14 protein-coding genes are annotated in these 14508 nt (G+C 40.0%); 5 read left to right on the forward strand and 9 right to left on the reverse strand.

What is annotated here, in order from left to right:
• Window positions 1–94: 94 nt before the first annotated feature.
• A complete protein-coding gene (locus JL001_RS10690; protein ID WP_200976073.1) occupies window positions 95–712 on the reverse strand; it encodes a hypothetical protein in 618 nt (205 codons plus the stop codon).
• A gap of 441 nt (window positions 713–1153) precedes the next feature.
• Here JL001_RS10690 and JL001_RS10695 point away from each other — a divergent pair, with 441 nt between their 5' ends.
• The 5 genes from JL001_RS10695 (at window position 1154) to JL001_RS10715 (ending at window position 5691) form a co-directional block, all read left to right on the forward strand.
• Window positions 1154–2308 carry a tetratricopeptide repeat protein gene (locus tag JL001_RS10695; protein ID WP_370567408.1) on the forward strand — a complete coding sequence of 385 codons (1155 nt, stop codon included), beginning with the start codon at window positions 1154–1156 and terminating at the stop codon, window positions 2306–2308.
• Window positions 2309–2519: 211 nt separating this feature from the next.
• Window positions 2520–3002, forward strand: coding sequence for an Lrp/AsnC family transcriptional regulator (locus JL001_RS10700; protein ID WP_192008142.1), 483 nt, complete (start codon window positions 2520–2522; stop codon window positions 3000–3002).
• 70 nt (window positions 3003–3072) lie between these two features.
• Window positions 3073–3615 carry an NUDIX hydrolase gene (locus JL001_RS10705; RefSeq protein WP_200976075.1) on the forward strand — a complete coding sequence of 181 codons (543 nt, stop codon included), beginning with the start codon at window positions 3073–3075 and terminating at the stop codon, window positions 3613–3615.
• Window positions 3616–3645: 30 nt separating this feature from the next.
• Complete coding sequence (locus JL001_RS10710; protein ID WP_200976076.1) at window positions 3646–5022, forward strand: MATE family efflux transporter; 1377 nt, start codon at window positions 3646–3648, stop codon at window positions 5020–5022.
• 96 nt (window positions 5023–5118) lie between these two features.
• The gene (locus JL001_RS10715) at window positions 5119–5691 is read left to right on the forward strand and encodes an acyl-CoA thioesterase (RefSeq protein WP_200976077.1); all 573 of its coding nucleotides are present in this window, start codon (window positions 5119–5121) and stop codon (window positions 5689–5691) included.
• Here JL001_RS10715 and JL001_RS10720 read toward each other — a convergent pair.
• The 8 genes from JL001_RS10720 to gatC all read right to left on the reverse strand — a co-directional run bounded on the left by JL001_RS10720 (window position 5688) and on the right by gatC (window position 14494).
• On the reverse strand, window positions 5688–6875 hold the full coding sequence (locus tag JL001_RS10720; protein WP_200976078.1) for an MFS transporter: 1188 nt from the start codon (window positions 6873–6875) through the stop codon (window positions 5688–5690). The genes JL001_RS10715 and JL001_RS10720 overlap by 4 nt on opposite strands.
• A gap of 70 nt (window positions 6876–6945) precedes the next feature.
• Window positions 6946–8050 (reverse strand): peptide chain release factor 2 gene (gene prfB / locus JL001_RS10725; protein WP_200976079.1). Its coding sequence is split into 2 segments (ribosomal slippage): window positions 6946–7989 and window positions 7991–8050, totalling 1104 coding nucleotides; the frame shifts between segments, so codons are not numbered across the junction.
• 108 nt (window positions 8051–8158) lie between these two features.
• The gene (locus JL001_RS10730; RefSeq protein WP_236252777.1) at window positions 8159–8698 is read right to left on the reverse strand and encodes a hypothetical protein; all 540 of its coding nucleotides are present in this window, start codon (window positions 8696–8698) and stop codon (window positions 8159–8161) included.
• Window positions 8699–8827: 129 nt separating this feature from the next.
• The gene (locus JL001_RS10735) at window positions 8828–9895 is read right to left on the reverse strand and encodes a branched-chain amino acid aminotransferase (protein WP_200976080.1); all 1068 of its coding nucleotides are present in this window, start codon (window positions 9893–9895) and stop codon (window positions 8828–8830) included.
• Between the two features lie 4 nt (window positions 9896–9899).
• Window positions 9900–10448, reverse strand: coding sequence for a cob(I)yrinic acid a,c-diamide adenosyltransferase (locus tag JL001_RS10740; protein WP_200976081.1), 549 nt, complete (start codon window positions 10446–10448; stop codon window positions 9900–9902).
• A gap of 141 nt (window positions 10449–10589) precedes the next feature.
• Complete coding sequence (locus JL001_RS10745) at window positions 10590–11312, reverse strand: ABC transporter ATP-binding protein (RefSeq protein ID WP_200976082.1); 723 nt, start codon at window positions 11310–11312, stop codon at window positions 10590–10592.
• 87 nt (window positions 11313–11399) lie between these two features.
• Entirely contained in the window at window positions 11400–14192 is a 2793-nt protein-coding gene (locus tag JL001_RS10750; protein ID WP_200976083.1) for a M48 family metallopeptidase, read from the reverse strand.
• Window positions 14193–14206: 14 nt separating this feature from the next.
• Complete coding sequence (gene gatC, locus JL001_RS10755; RefSeq protein ID WP_192008121.1) at window positions 14207–14494, reverse strand: Asp-tRNA(Asn)/Glu-tRNA(Gln) amidotransferase subunit GatC; 288 nt, start codon at window positions 14492–14494, stop codon at window positions 14207–14209.
• Window positions 14495–14508 lie beyond the last annotated feature (14 nt).

The following is a 14508-nucleotide window of genomic DNA, read 5'->3' on the forward strand; positions in this document are numbered from 1 at the left end:
AATATTCAGGAAATAAGGGGGATTTAACCAATTTTAAAAAGTGAAGCTGTATTATAATGGAAAAGGGGAATGTTTGATCCCCCTTTTATGTGATTCAGGAAGTTATTCCCTGTTTTTTGTTCATTTCATCAACCAACTGGCGCTTTAGCTTGCGCTCTCTTTCCAAGGTGTTTTTACGATGGTTTTCAAATTCATCTTTGGTTTCTGTAAGGTCTTTTCTTGTTTGGGAAATAACTTTGTGACTTTTCGAGTACTTGAAAATAAAAAATGCCAATGCTATTCCCAAGGCTATAATCACGCTCCACATGATTGTGCTATAAGTGGTCTTGTAAACCTGCAATCCCAAGATTGGGAAGCTGTCTTTGGCTTCAAGAGCAGTATTCAATTCGTTCTTTGTATTTTCAATTCCTGAATTCAACTGTTTGATTTCAGCATTTTGCTCGTTGATTTTAGCGTTTTTTTCAACGATCTGATCTTTGAATACTTTCAGTGAATCAAGGATGTTGGATTTGATTTTGTCAAGATTTGTTTTCTTAACTACTTTATATTCCTGATAGTTGTTGGAGGCATCGTTTAAGTATTCAAATTGACTTTCGATAGTGCCTCCATTAAGGGAGCTTTTTGGAGCTTCCTGTACTACTGTTTCCTGGGCGAAAGTGGTAGATGTGGCAATAAAACAGGTGAAAAGTGCTATTAGGCTGATTCTCTTCATTTTAATCGGACTTTAGTTAAATCTAGTTGGTTTTTTATTTTAACACGAGAATACAGGAATTATTGCATTAATAAAAATTAAAGACCCATTAAAAGCGGTTTTGAGCCGAAAAAACGACAAATTTTCCATTTTTGGATAAAAATGTAGCGTATTTGGATAAACGCTAATTTTAGTTTATGAAAATGTTTGTGTGATTTTTTTGTGTTTTTTAACAATTACCGGAAACTTAAATTGCTATGTTTGGGTTTCCATTTACTTACTAATTCACCACCACAAAAAAGTTTCTGTTCATAACAAGGAATCATGGTCTTTGACCGTTATAATCTATTGGTGATGGAAAGATTTGTCGAAATTTTATATGGAAAATGTGAATAGGTGGTAATTTTGCTGAAAAGAAATTATATGCAGCTGTCAAAATGTTTAGTTTTTGTGTTGGTGCTTATGGCCAATGCAGTGTTTGGGATTCAGGCTCAGGTAGATTCAGCTGATGTTTCCAAAAAATCAGGGTATTTGCTGCTGGATAAAGGGCTTCAGTTTAGGATCACGGAAGCAATCAATAGCATGTATAATTTTGACTTCGAAACTGCCGAACGTGGTTTTGCGGTGATGAGATATAGCTATCCTGAGCATCCTTTGCCTTATTTTCTTATGGGCTTGGCCCAATGGTGGAAAATTATCCCTGATATTGAAAATAAGAAACATGATGCAATTTTCTTGAGGTTTATGGAGGAGACCATTGAAAAGGCTGAAGTGATGTTTGACGAGGATCCAAATAATAAAGAAGCAGCCTTTTTTCTCGCGGCTGCCTATGGCTTTAAAGGGAGGCTGCTGAGTGAAAGGGAGAGTTGGACAGCCACAGCTTTGTCAGGTAAGAATGCTCTGAAATATATGGAAATGAGTAAAGGGGAGGAAGAGTTGAGTCCTGAGCTACTTTTGGGAGATGCTTTGTTTAATTACTTCTCCGTTTGGATTCCGGAAAATTATCCTTTAATGAAGCCTGTGATGGCTTTGTTTCCTAAAGGAGATAAAGCACTTGGTTTAAGGCAATTGGAGGAAGTGGCCAATAATGCCTTTTATGCAAGAGTGGAAGCACAGTATTTTTTGTTCAGACTGTATGCTTCCGAGGAACGGAAGCCTTATGAGGCATTGCAGATTACGGAATATTTACATCACAAATATCCAAACAATCCCTATTTCCACCGTTTTTATGCCAGGCAGTTGTATGCTGTGGGTAGAGGAGAGCAAGCTAAGGATGAGTCGTTGGAGATTCTCAAGAGGATAGATGAAGGCCAGTTGGGTTATGAATCGAATAGCGGCCGGTACGCTGCGTTTTTCACCGCACAGTATTATAGCCGTATGAATAACTTGAATGAGGCAAAAAAATATTACAGGCAAACAATAGATTTCGGAGAAGAATCAGAAAGCCAAGAGAGTGGGTATTATTTGTATGCATTACTTCATTTGGGAAAAATAGCTGCTGCTGAAAATAACAAGAAAGAAGCGGAGGAATACCTGAAGAAAGTGAAGAAATATGCCAAAAGAAAGCACCCTGCTCATAAGGAAGCAAGAGATTTTTTGAAAAAGAATAAACTTTAACTTTGAATTGGTCGTTTCTTTAAGAACGATTCAGGAGAAAATTTGAATTTTTGTTGGTAAAGGCATTTAATCAGATGAAAAGTTCTAAATATTCAGTGGATGAATTAACAATATTTTGTATTAAAGGTCGTTTTTTGTTGTAAATAGTTTTAAAATAATTTGAAATTATATTACCTTTGCACGACATAAAATTCTGCAAATACTATATAACATGGATAATAGCATAAAAGTAAAATTCGACAAAATTGATCGCAAGATCTTAGAAATTCTTCAGGCTAACGCAAAAATTACGAACGCTCAACTTTCAAAAGATATAGGTCTTTCTCCTGCCCCTACTTTGGAGCGTGTTAAGAAATTGGAGCAATCTGGTATCATTAAGAGCTACCATGCAAAGCTTGATCCTGAAAGAATCGGTCTTGGTGTGAGTACCTTTGTTTTGGTAAGCCTTATTGGTCACAACAAAGCGAATATCGATGCATTCATGAAGGAAATCAATGCTGTTCCAGAAGTTATTGAATGCCATCATATTACAGGTACAGGAGATTTCATTCTTAAGATTATTTCTAAGGATATTACTTCTTATCAAAAATTGATGCTTGAGAAAGTAAGTGAAATCAAAGAGGTAGACTCTATGCAGTCTATGGTTATTCTTTCTACATTTAAGGACAGCAAAGTATTGCCGATCCCTGTTTAAGAGATACTGAAGATAAATTCATCAAGGGTGGCTTAAACAGTCACCCTTTTTTTTGTTAAGCGCTATGTCAATGGAAAAGAATCCTTGGAAAACCAAATCAAAACGTCTCATTTATTCCAATCCATGGATAGAACTGGAAGAGCATAAGGTGATTACTCCAGCAGGTACAGATGGGATTTATGGAAAAGTAAAGTTCAAAAACAAGGCCATGGCTATTGTTCCGGTAGATAAGGAGCTGAATACTTGGCTGGTGGGACAATATCGGTATGCGATAGATGAATACAGCTGGGAGATTCCCGAGGGGGGAGGGCCTATTGGGGAAGCACTTTTGGATAGTGCCAAGCGGGAATTGAAGGAAGAGACAGGCCTGACAGCGGGAAAATGGACGGAGATTATGCGTTTCCATACATCAAATTCAGTTACGGATGAGGAAGGCTTTGCATTTTTAGCGGAGGATCTGATGGAGGGAGAGACTGAGTTTGAGGATACAGAAGATATTAAAGTGATTAAGCTGCCTTTAAAGGAGGCCATTCAAAAAGTATTGGATGGTGGAATTACAGATGTTATTAGTTCCGCTGTTTTGTTAAAAGTGGGCAGGATTTTAGGTATTTAAGCTTGTCGGATTAATTCCTGCAAAAGTGTTATGTTGAAGCAATTAAATTTTAAGGAACATTTTTCACGTACTTTTCATTTGGCTTACCCTGTGATGTTAAGTCAACTTGGGCAGGTGATGGTAGGTGTGGCCGATAGTATGATGGTTGGTCGGTTGGGGGCTGAGCCTTTGGCAGCTGCGTCCTTGGCCAATAGTATCTTTTTTGTGGTGATGATGTTTGGGACAGGGATTTCTATGGCTATTACTCCTTTGGTGGCTGCTGCAGATGGAGAAGGCAAGCCAAGAAAGATCACCCGAATCTTTAACCATGGTTTTGCCATTAATGCTTTTACCGGCCTGATTTTATTTTTGCTAATCGTTTTTTCAGCGCCATTGTTAAGGCATATGAATCAACCTGAGGGAGTCGTTGAATTGGCCATTCCTTTTTTGGGGATCATAACCTTGTCTTTGATCCCATTTATGTTCTTTCAAACATTTAAGCAGTTTGCTGAGGGTTTGAGCCAAACCAAGCAGGCCATGATGATTACCGTGCTTTGTAATGGCCTGAATGTATTTATGAACTGGGTATTAATTTATGGAAACCTGGGTTTTGAACCTATGGGTTTGAATGGCGCAGGTTGGGCCACTTTGATTTCTAGGGTACTGATGGCATTGATTATATGGTATTTTGTCTGGAATGCCAAAGTATTTAAGCCTTACAAAATTCATTTTGACTTTAAGAAACTATATTTTCCTATGGTCAGCAAAATGCTGAAAATCGGTATTCCAACCGGTTTCCAGTTTATTTTTGAGGTGGGGGCTTTTAGCTCCGCTGCAATTATGATGGGGTGGATTGGGGTGAATGCGCTTGCAGCCCATCAAATAGCCATCAATTTAGCCTCTATCAGTTACATGATGGCTTCTGGACTTTCGGCTGCAGCGATGGTTCGAGTGGGAAACCAGCTGGGTAGAAATGATATAAAATCTCTTCGTGAAGCTGGATTTACAGTATTCGGTATGGTGGCCGTGTTCATGTTGTTCTTTGCCATTATATTTCTAAGCTTGAGGAATTACCTTCCGCTGTTGTATATCAATGATGTTCAAGTTGTGGAAGTGACGGCTAGTTTACTGGTTATAGCGGGTGTTTTTCAGCTTTCGGATGGTATTCAGGTGGTTGGACTTGGTGCCTTGAGAGGAATGGCAGATGTGAAAATGCCTACTGTTTTTACCTTGGTCGCTTATTGGGTTATTGCGCTTCCGCTAGGCTACATGCTGGCCTTTCATTGGGGGCAAGGTGAACAGGGAGTTTGGTATGGGCTTTTGATCGGATTGACCATTACAGGAGGCTTGCTTTTGTACAGGTTCCACCGGTTGAGCTTGAGGTTGATGAATAAGAAGGACCTTGCTGTTTCTTCATCAAGTTTCTAGGGTAATAAAGAGAATGTAGAAAGGCGTACAACAATGGTTTGTATTGCCTTTTTGTTTTATATTCACTTAAGATTTGCTGTTTTAAAATGATAAGTCATGAGTAAAGACCAAGAGCCGGCTAGAACCTCGGCCTTTTCGAGAACAACTATTACAGAATTGATGATCCCCAGTTACGCGAATTTTGGAGGGAAAATACATGGGGGGATTTTACTATCCTTGATGGATAAGGTGGCTTATGCTACGGCAAGCAAGCATAGTGGGGCTTATTGTGTAACAGTCTCTGTGGATACTGTGGATTTTCTTCAGCCTGTGGAAGTGGGAGAGCTAGTGTCGTTGAAAGCGTCTATAAATTATGTTGGAAATAGTTCTATGGTTGTTGGGATCAAGGTGGTTTCTGAAAATGTCAAAACCGCCCATACCAAGCATACCAATACCTGTTATTTTACGATGGTGGCCAAGGGGGAGGATGATAAACCTACCAAAGTGCCAAAGTTGATTTTGGAGACAGCTACGGATGTAAGAAGGTTTGTTGAGGCCATTTATAGGAGGAAATTCAAACAGAATTATGAGACAAACCTTAAGGAGATCAAAAACAACTGGGAGAAGCAGGATATTGATGCTTTACTCGAAAATCAGCGATGTATCAATAAGTTAAGTAAGCAAGCTTAGATTTGATCATAGGCCTCAGCTTTGCTTTTTTGGACAAAAAGGAAAAGCATGGCGATCAAAGCACCAGTGCAGCCAATCATAAAAGCTAGAGGGAAGTTTTGGTGCTCATTGGCGTAGATCCAGCCAGATGCAAGCGCCCCTATACCAATTCCTGCTTCCAGGGCGATGTACATGGTAGCTAAACCTCTTCCTCGGAATTCTGGCAAAGAAAGGTCAATGGTCCAGGCAGCAATGGTAGGAGAGGTCATGCCGATGGCAAACCCAAAAAGAATGCCTGATAATAAAAGCATTTCTTTGGACTCACTCAGTGCAATAGCCATCATGGCTAAGGCCAAGCAAAGTGTGGCTGCTTTTAAAACAGGAATTCTTCCATATTTGTCGGAAGCTCTTCCTGCCAGAATTCTAATGATCAGTGAACTCAATGTAAAAACAGCAAAGAAAATTCCTTTATTGCTAATATTGAGGTGTTCTGAAAAGTCCGGAATAATGGTAAGGACTATTCCGAAAGAGAGGTAGCTGAAAAACAACACAAAACAAGGTGCAAACACTCTTTTTTCAAAGATTTCCTCTTTTTTAAGCTTTATTTGGCTAAGGTGAAAGGCTTCCTTGTCCTCGACAGTTTCTTTTAATCTGACCAATAAAAGAATGGCGATAAGTGCCACCACAGATGATCCGTAAAATAGTGATGTGATTCCATAAAGGTCGGCAATGAATCCACCCATGGCTGGGCCTGCGGCCATTCCCAAAGAGCTAAATAGGGATTGTAGCCCCATGGCTTCTCCTCTTCTGTTAAAAGGAACAATATCGGCGACATAGGCGGAAATTCCTGTTGGGGTAAAGCCAGTAGAAAATCCATGGAAGAACCTCAGGCAAAGAAAGCCTGCAACTCCAGAAATCAAAGGGTAGAGTAAGCTTACAAAGAGGCAGACTGATGCGCCAAAGATCATGACTGGGACTCGGCCAATTTTATCTGTCAGTTTTCCGCTGAAGGGTCTTGAAAGCCCAGCTGTTAAGGTAAATAGTGAAATGATCAAACCTTTGTAATCCTCTCCACCAAGACTGCTCAAGTATGCCGGTAATTCGGGTATAATCATATTGAAGCTGGCAAAGAATAAAAAAGAACTCAGGCAAAGTTGTAGAAAACGCAATGTAAAAAAAGAGGGTAGTATGTTGGTGGTTCTCATAACTTACTTTGGTGAGAAAAGTAAAGCGCACTGATAAAACTCAGTGCGCTTTGTTTGATCTTATGATGGATTAATTATCTCCAGCAGCTTCTTCTTCGCTTTGCGCAAGAAGGTAGGCTTTGATAAATTCATTCAGTCCTCCATCCAGTACGGATTGGACATCTGATGTTTCAAATCCGGTCCTTGCATCTTTGATCAGTTTGTATGGATGCAGTACATAATTCCTAATCTGGGAACCAAAGTCGATCTTCATTTTTCCAGCTTCGATTTTAGCCCTTTCTGCATTTCTTTTTTCCATCTCCATCTGATAGAGTCTGGATTTAAGCATTTGCATGGCTTTTTCTCGGTTGGCCAATTGGGATCTTTCCACCTGACAGACTACTACAATGCCGGTTGGCTTGTGGGTTAACTGTACTTTGGTTTCTACTTTGTTTACATTCTGACCACCTGCACCTCCTGAACGGGATGTTTGCAGCTCAATATCAGAAGGGTTGATTTCAATTTCGATGGAGTCATCCACTACCGGATAAACATACACGGATGCAAATGAAGTATGTCTTCTACCGCCACTGTCAAATGGAGAAATCCTCACCAAGCGGTGTACGCCTATTTCAGATTTTAGGAAACCATAAGCTAATGGGCCGTCAAATTCCAAGGTGACAGATTTGATACCTGCTACTTCTCCTTCTTGAAGGTCAACCTCTTTTACTTTATAGCCGTTTTTCTCTCCCCACATGATATACATCCTCATAAGGATGGAAGCCCAGTCATTGCTTTCTGTTCCTCCAGCTCCGGGGTTGATCTCCAACATGGCGCTAAGCTGATCTTCCTCTTCGCTAAGCATTTTCTTAAGCTCTAGGTCTTCGATTTCGCTTAGGGCTTTTCCGTAATCGGATTTGATTTCGCTTTCTTCTACGTCTCCAGCAGTGTAAAATTCATAAAGAACCTCCAAGTCTTGTACATGGGTTTCAGCGTTTTCGTATGCTGAGGTCCATGCTTTTCTAGCTTGGATTTGCTTCATTGTTTTTTCTGCCTCCTCTGGGTCGTTCCAAAAGTCGGGTTGGGCAGATACTGCCTCAAGGTCTTCTATTTCAGCTTTCTTACGATCGTAGTCAAAGATACCTCCTCAAGGCCGTGATACGCGCCTTCAAGTCTTTCAACTGGTCTGATGTCATAAAATATTTTCTTTAAATTGATTTTTGAAATGCGAATTTCGTGAAATTTTGTGTGTTTACCTAATTCCCATTTGATGAGTGAAGATTAAAAAGAAATAGGCCAATGGGTCACTTGGGGTTTTCTGGTTCACTAATGTCCAGGTAGATGATTTGGATTTTATTGCGGCCTTCATTTTTGAAATATTTCTTTTTTAGTTTTGAGATCACAAAACTGCTGACCAGCAGGGAAGAAGAAATGATCAAGCCTCCTTTGGAGTAGGAGAGGGACTTTTCTTGATAGAGGCTGTTGATGGTTTCTGCAGTCAACAAAAGCAGTCCTGCGGCAGCTGTCAGGGTGCTCATCGCCCTGATGGTTCGGTTTCTTTCATCGGTGTTTTCGACATCCACTGCTAAAATATTTTCTGGCCGGATGATGTTTTCGGATAAGACCAGGTACTCGCGGGTGATTTCTTTGATTTGATCAGTAATAAAGAAATCAAACTCTTTTTGCTTATAAGTGATCAAGTCTCCCTCATGGTAAGTGATTCTTGACTTTTGGTTTCCGCCTTTTTGTAGAATTAGGTATCGCTGGGCTTGAGCTTGATGGTTGGCCAAAAAGAGAAATATTACAATGAAAAACTTAATAAGTGATGAGTGCTTGGTGTTCATAAGGCTAAAAGTGTAAGGTCTTTGCAATAATTCCAATAAAGGAGGAATGGTAAAATAGTTCTAAACAAAAAAGCATTTCAAGTCACCAATTTGTACTTGAAATGCTTTTTATTTATGGCTTCACTAGGTTTAAACTTTGGTGATCCAACCATGCTGATCTTCTATTCGGCCATATTTGATGGCATCAAGGGTTTCAAGTACTTGATAGGAGAAAGCATCTTTTGGTTTTTCTGGCAATTCAAAATCTGTATCACCAACATTTATTTTATGAATATGGGCAATGGTTGCGGCAGTACCAGTTCCGAAAGCCTCTTGAAGTTTTCCTGTTTCCAAGGCTTCTTTTAACTCAGATACTTTAAGGAATCTCTCATCCACTTTTAAGCCCTTTTCTTTGGCCAAAGTCAAGACAGAGTCTCTAGTAATTCCTTTTAATATAGTGCCTTTTGAAGTTGGGGCGGTGATCAGTGTGTCTTCAATAATGAACATCACGTTCATGGTGCCGCTTTCTTCAATGTTCTCATGACTCTTGCCATCTGTCCAAAGGAGTTGGTCGTAACCTTGCTTTTGGGCGATTTGAGCGGGATAAAGAGAGCCTGCGTAGTTGCCTGCCGCCTTGGCTTGGCCCGTGCCTCCTTCTGCTGCCCGGGTGTATTTTGTTTCCACCTTGACAGAAACAGGCTTGGCATAATAGTGACCTACAGGACAAGTGAAGATCATAAATTTATAAGTCAATGAAGGTCTGATGCCCAAATAATCGTCCGTGGCAAAGACAAAAGGTCTAATATAAAGTGAACAGCCTGGGTTGCTCGGGATCCAATTCCTGTCCACCTCCAATAATTTGGAAAGACCTTCCATGAAGATTTCCTCAGGAACAGGAGGGATACACATGCGTTCGGCAGATTCATTTAATCTTCTTTGATTGGCATCTGCTCTAAAAATCAAAACCTCATCATTTTCATTTTTGTAAGCTTTTAGCCCTTCAAAAACCGATTGCCCGTAATGCAGGGTGGCATTGGCTGGGTTAAGTGCCAAAGGTGCATATGGTTCAATGCTAAAGTTTTGCCATTCACCGTTTTTATAATCAGCCACAAACATATGGTCACTCATTACCTGACCAAAGGAAAGGTTTTCAAAGTTTGTTCCAGGAAGCTTTGATTGGCTTGTTTGCTTTATTTGGATGTCTATTGTTGTGTTCATGGTGTTAAACTCTTGATTCCCACGTTATTTCTCCTACTTCTAATTCTTTTGAAATCATTCTTCCCAAAACAAATAGATAATCGGAAAGTCTATTTAGATATTTTATGATTAACTCTTCTACTGGCTCTTGATCATTCAGCTCAATCACCCTTCTTTCAGCTCTTCGGCAAACTGTTCTTGCGATATGGCTATACGAAACTTGGGGATGGCCTCCTGGTAAGATAAAGTTTTTTAAGGGAGAAAGTGCTTCATCCATCAAATCAATTTCTTTTTCAAGCCCATATATATCTGATTCAAGAATGTCAGGCTTTTTTACGTTTTTGGCAGAAGGTGAAGTAGCAAGCTCTGCTCCAATTGTAAATAGCCTATCCTGAATATCTTTGAGAAAGTTCACCCTTGATTGCTCTTTTGCATGGTCACGAAGTAAGCCAATGTAGGCATTCAATTCATCAACCGTGCCATAAGCTTCTATTCTCAAGTTGGCTTTAGAGACCCTGATACCCCCCAATAGAGATGTTTCACCTTTGTCGCCACCTTTGGTATACAGCTTCATGTGCAAAATAATTACGGTTATACTTTCTTTTTGCTCTTGTTTTGAAATATTCTTCTGTTGTGGAAGAAAATTTTATTTTTGAGCGCTTCAGCCAATAAATCAGGTTGCAAAATTAAGTATTAACTTTCAATTTTTATAGCATCATTCCGTGATTGCCTGAAAATTATTTGTTGTAGGATTTGGATTAATTTCGTCTGTCTCAACCAATCCATCCCGTAATCTGACAATTCGATGTGCATAATGGGCAATATCATCCTCATGGGTAACCATAATAATGGTATTCCCTTTTTGATGGAGCTCATGAAAGAGACTCATGATATCGTAAGAAGTCTTGGTGTCCAAGTTACCAGTAGGTTCATCGGCAAGGATAATACTGGGATCATTGACCAGTGCTCTGGCGATGGCCACCCTTTGCCGCTGTCCACCAGAAAGCTCATTGGGTTTGTGGTTTACCCTGTCATCAAGACCAACACTTTTGAGGGCCATAAAGGCTTTGTCTTCTCTGTCTGACTTATTGTAGCCCGCATAGATTAAGGGTAATGCAACATTTTCAAGGCAAGTTGCTCTTGGAAGCAAGTTAAAAGTCTGGAATACAAATCCGATTTCCTTATTTCGGATTTCTGCCAATTCGTTTTCAGACATGTCACTTACGTCTTTGTTGTTAAGGACATAAGTGCCAGCTGTAGGCGTGTCAAGACAACCGATGATGTTCATCAAAGTGGATTTGCCTGAGCCTGATGGCCCCATAAAAGCAACGTATTCCCCTTTGTTAATCTCTATGGAGACAGACTTCAGCGCTTTTACTTCTTCAGCCCCCATCACATAAGTTTTCTTGATTTCACTAGTTTCTATGATCTTACCCATGATAAAAATAAACGGTTTACATTTCCTAAAGATACAGTTTTAGAGGAAAAAGTATAGGATTATAAACTTAATTTATCTAAAAGGGATTTAAAGTGTTTGAAGCTTAAGTTTTTCAAGCTTTTCCGGTTCGACCCATGTGGAAAGTTTCTTTAGGGCTTCCTGTCCATATTCGCTCAGGCCTATTTTTTGGCTGTATTTGACCATTTCCATCCAAAGCAATGGGTCCTTATTGAAGTCAGAGGCATTGCGGAGGATTTCATATTTATCCTCATCGTTTTTAGCTTTTGAGACCGCCATGAAAACAAATGGTGTCAAATAAGGATTTCCCGTGACTGCCTGTGTTGATTGGAATTTTTGTCTCAGTTTTTCTTCTGATGATATTTTTGTGAGGTCCTTGGATATCAATAGATCAGTCAGTTGGGAAATGTATTCCTTGTCTACTTGGTCTTGGTCAAGGAGGTGGTTTTGGATTTCTTGAATCTCTTTTTCATTTAGCCAGTGGCTTTTTTTGATCAAGATTTCATGTCCCAGTATAGCTTTAAGTGGACCGTCCTGTAATCCTTTGAAACCATTAAGGAAATCACTTTTGAAGGATTTATTTAATTGGGATAGCTGCTTAAAGTATTCGGCTTCAGGCTTTATTAATGCTCCCTCATCACTGTTTACTTTCATCCATTCTGGAAAATCAAGTTCAAACTTTTCCTTAATGTCAAAAGCGGCATCGATTTGGTTTCCAAAATAAAGGATGGGCAGGTGGGAAACTGTGAAGTTTCTGTATCCTTTTGATTCGGCTTGAATGAGCTCGATGGCTGCTTTTTCAAAGTCTCCTTGGCCAATCATTATTTTAGCTGCTAAGGCATGGAAGTAACCAGCAGACCCTTCAAAGTCTAATACCAAACCGTTCAGTTGCTTTAAGGTTTCTGCAATTTGGCCTTCCTGATAATTTCTGATGATTTTGGAAATCCGGAGCTCCTCCAAAGTTTTGGTGCTCAGTATGCCATTGCTCAAGGAATCTACTACTTGCAGGTCTTCAGAGAGTTTGTTTACCGGTTTATTGGTCCACTGATTTCTGATTATGGCCTCTTTGATAGTAGTACTCTGAGTATCATTTGGACTAAGAGAAAAATCAACAAATTCACCTTTTAGGTTTTTAAAGGCCAACGTGTTTACACGGCCAATTAGATTTTCTTCCACTTCTGGATCTTCGTCCACGTGGCTCTTATGCTTAACCTGAAGGCCTATTTTATTGCTGTTTGCAACTTCCTTTTCCTGATCAATTTGGGTCAGGACTTCAAAGGCAGCTTCACTTCTATTCCCTTTACTGTGGAGTAAGGCCAAGTTATTTTGAAGAAAGTCATTATCGGGGTATAGCTCTAAACCTTTCTCCAAATAGAATAATGCATCAAAATACTTATCCTGCTTGTGTGCCAAATTAGCGGCCAAAAGGATTTCATGTACCGAGGGTTGCCATTCAAAAGCCTCTTGGATAATATTTTTTGCAGCAGTTGGTTGTTTGTCTTGCTGGTAGAGGTTGACGGTAGCTATCATGGCTTTTTCGTTTCTTCTATACCTGAACCAACTGTTTTCAAATAGTATTCTGGCTTCAGTGGGCTTATTGATGGCGTAATAATAGTCCGCAGAATAGTTGGTGGAGCTGACGCTTAATTGGGGAGCGATCACACCATCAGCAAATACGATTAAGGACAATAAGGCAATAAGACTACCAATCCTCATATGCAGATAAGCAAAAAACTTAGGTTGGAAAGTAACATCCGCAAGCGGTTTTCCCATGTTCATAAAGCCGGAGAAGTTCGCCAAGAGGTAAGCAAAGAAAAGTAGGGATAAGGCAATTTGCGTATAGACGAACCAATGATCCAAAAAGTCCAGCATGGGTCTGTTAAGAGAGAATTGACCTTTCCAAAATACCATGATAGTGATGCCAAAACCTATCCAATAAAGGGACTGTCCGATTAAATCCAGCTCATAAGGTTGTTTGATCTGTTTGATTTTGGCCTTTACCTCAAACCAGCCTACAAATGATGCAAGTAAGAAAAGAAAAAATAGAGGAGGATAGCTGAAAGGCAAGGGGAAGTCACCTGTCAGATCCAAGAGCACCATGAATAGTAAAACAATATAGATGATTGTAAATACAGTTAGGTGCCAAGATATTTTTAACCCAACTCCTTGGTTAAGCCTGGCAAGCATTAGGAAAAAACCTCCTACCAAAGCATGGCCTATGTAGAGTACAAAGATGGCACTAATGGCAATGGCCATTAGTGTAATGTTTTCTGCCATCATCAGTTCCGGTTGGGTAACGTTGCTCCTAAGGACCAAGAATGCCATGGTAGCCACAGAAATAGGCGTGATGATCACCGTTCTCTTCATAAGAGAAAAGTGATCATAGAAGATGTGGATGACCATTGCTGGCACTGCCACGCCCAAGATCAAAACGATCAAAGCGAGGTTGCTACTGATACCGCCAATATTCAAGGAGTTGATACCAGAAATGGTGAGAAGAAAAATCACTACTGCCATAGCTGCAATGAAATAGTATCTTTTGAGGGTACTGATTAAGCTAAGACCTAAGCTTACCAAAAGCCAGGTAATTCCTCCAAAAAGTAAAGTTTTGCTGACTTGAGGCACAGGAGCCAAAGTCTCGAAGTTTTGGAAAAGCAGGTAATTTTCTACCTCAAGGCGGTAATGCTCAATTCCCCAGTTGTAGATGTCCAGTGGCACATCGGCCATTTCTGAAAATACTCCCGGCTCAATGGGCAGGGGGTCATTCCAAGCAAAAAAGTACTGATGGAGTAAAAGAAAACTGCCAATGACCGAAATGATGATTGGCAGTTTTTTAAATAAAACTTCGTCTTTAATATTCACGGAGAAAATGGGGCTTATTCAAGTACTTTAGGTACACGGAAATAGTCAGAATCTCTTTGAGGGGCATTTTTTAATCCTTTTTCATGCTCAAGATGCTTGCCTACTTTGTCTTCCCTCAATACATTCACCTCAGATGACATCGTCGTGATCGGTTCCACTCCTTCCGTGTCCACTTGGTCCAAATGTTCCACCCAATCCAAGATTTGGGTCATGTCACGGGTCATCTTTTTGGCACTGTTTTCGTCGAACTCAAGACGGGCCAAGTGAGCGATTTTTTTTAAGGTATTGGTATCGATTTTCATTGTATATGTTTTTG

It is taken from the genome of Echinicola sp. 20G (genome assembly GCF_015533855.1).
In the GTDB taxonomy this organism is placed as follows: domain Bacteria; phylum Bacteroidota; class Bacteroidia; order Cytophagales; family Cyclobacteriaceae; genus Echinicola.

Bases quoted from the DNA above. Each gene is read 5' to 3' on its own strand.
- JL001_RS10705 (WP_200976075.1), top strand. From the start codon at position 3,073: ATGGAAAAGAATCCTTGGAAAACCAAATCAAAACGTCTCATTTATTCC.
- JL001_RS10710 (WP_200976076.1), top strand. From the start codon at position 3,646: ATGTTGAAGCAATTAAATTTTAAGGAACATTTTTCACGTACTTTTCAT.
- gatC (WP_192008121.1), bottom strand. From the start codon at position 14,494: ATGAAAATCGATACCAATACCTTAAAAAAAATCGCTCACTTGGCCCGT.
- JL001_RS10745 (WP_200976082.1), bottom strand. From the start codon at position 11,312: ATGGGTAAGATCATAGAAACTAGTGAAATCAAGAAAACTTATGTGATG.
- JL001_RS10715 (WP_200976077.1), top strand. From the start codon at position 5,119: ATGAGTAAAGACCAAGAGCCGGCTAGAACCTCGGCCTTTTCGAGAACA.
- JL001_RS10730 (WP_236252777.1), bottom strand. From the start codon at position 8,698: ATGAACACCAAGCACTCATCACTTATTAAGTTTTTCATTGTAATATTT.
- JL001_RS10740 (WP_200976081.1), bottom strand. From the start codon at position 10,448: ATGAAGCTGTATACCAAAGGTGGCGACAAAGGTGAAACATCTCTATTG.
- JL001_RS10695 (WP_370567408.1), top strand. From the start codon at position 1,154: ATGGCCAATGCAGTGTTTGGGATTCAGGCTCAGGTAGATTCAGCTGAT.
- JL001_RS10735 (WP_200976080.1), bottom strand. From the start codon at position 9,895: ATGAACACAACAATAGACATCCAAATAAAGCAAACAAGCCAATCAAAG.
- JL001_RS10690 (WP_200976073.1), bottom strand. From the start codon at position 712: ATGAAGAGAATCAGCCTAATAGCACTTTTCACCTGTTTTATTGCCACA.
- JL001_RS10720 (WP_200976078.1), bottom strand. From the start codon at position 6,875: ATGAGAACCACCAACATACTACCCTCTTTTTTTACATTGCGTTTTCTA.
- JL001_RS10700 (WP_192008142.1), top strand. From the start codon at position 2,520: ATGGATAATAGCATAAAAGTAAAATTCGACAAAATTGATCGCAAGATC.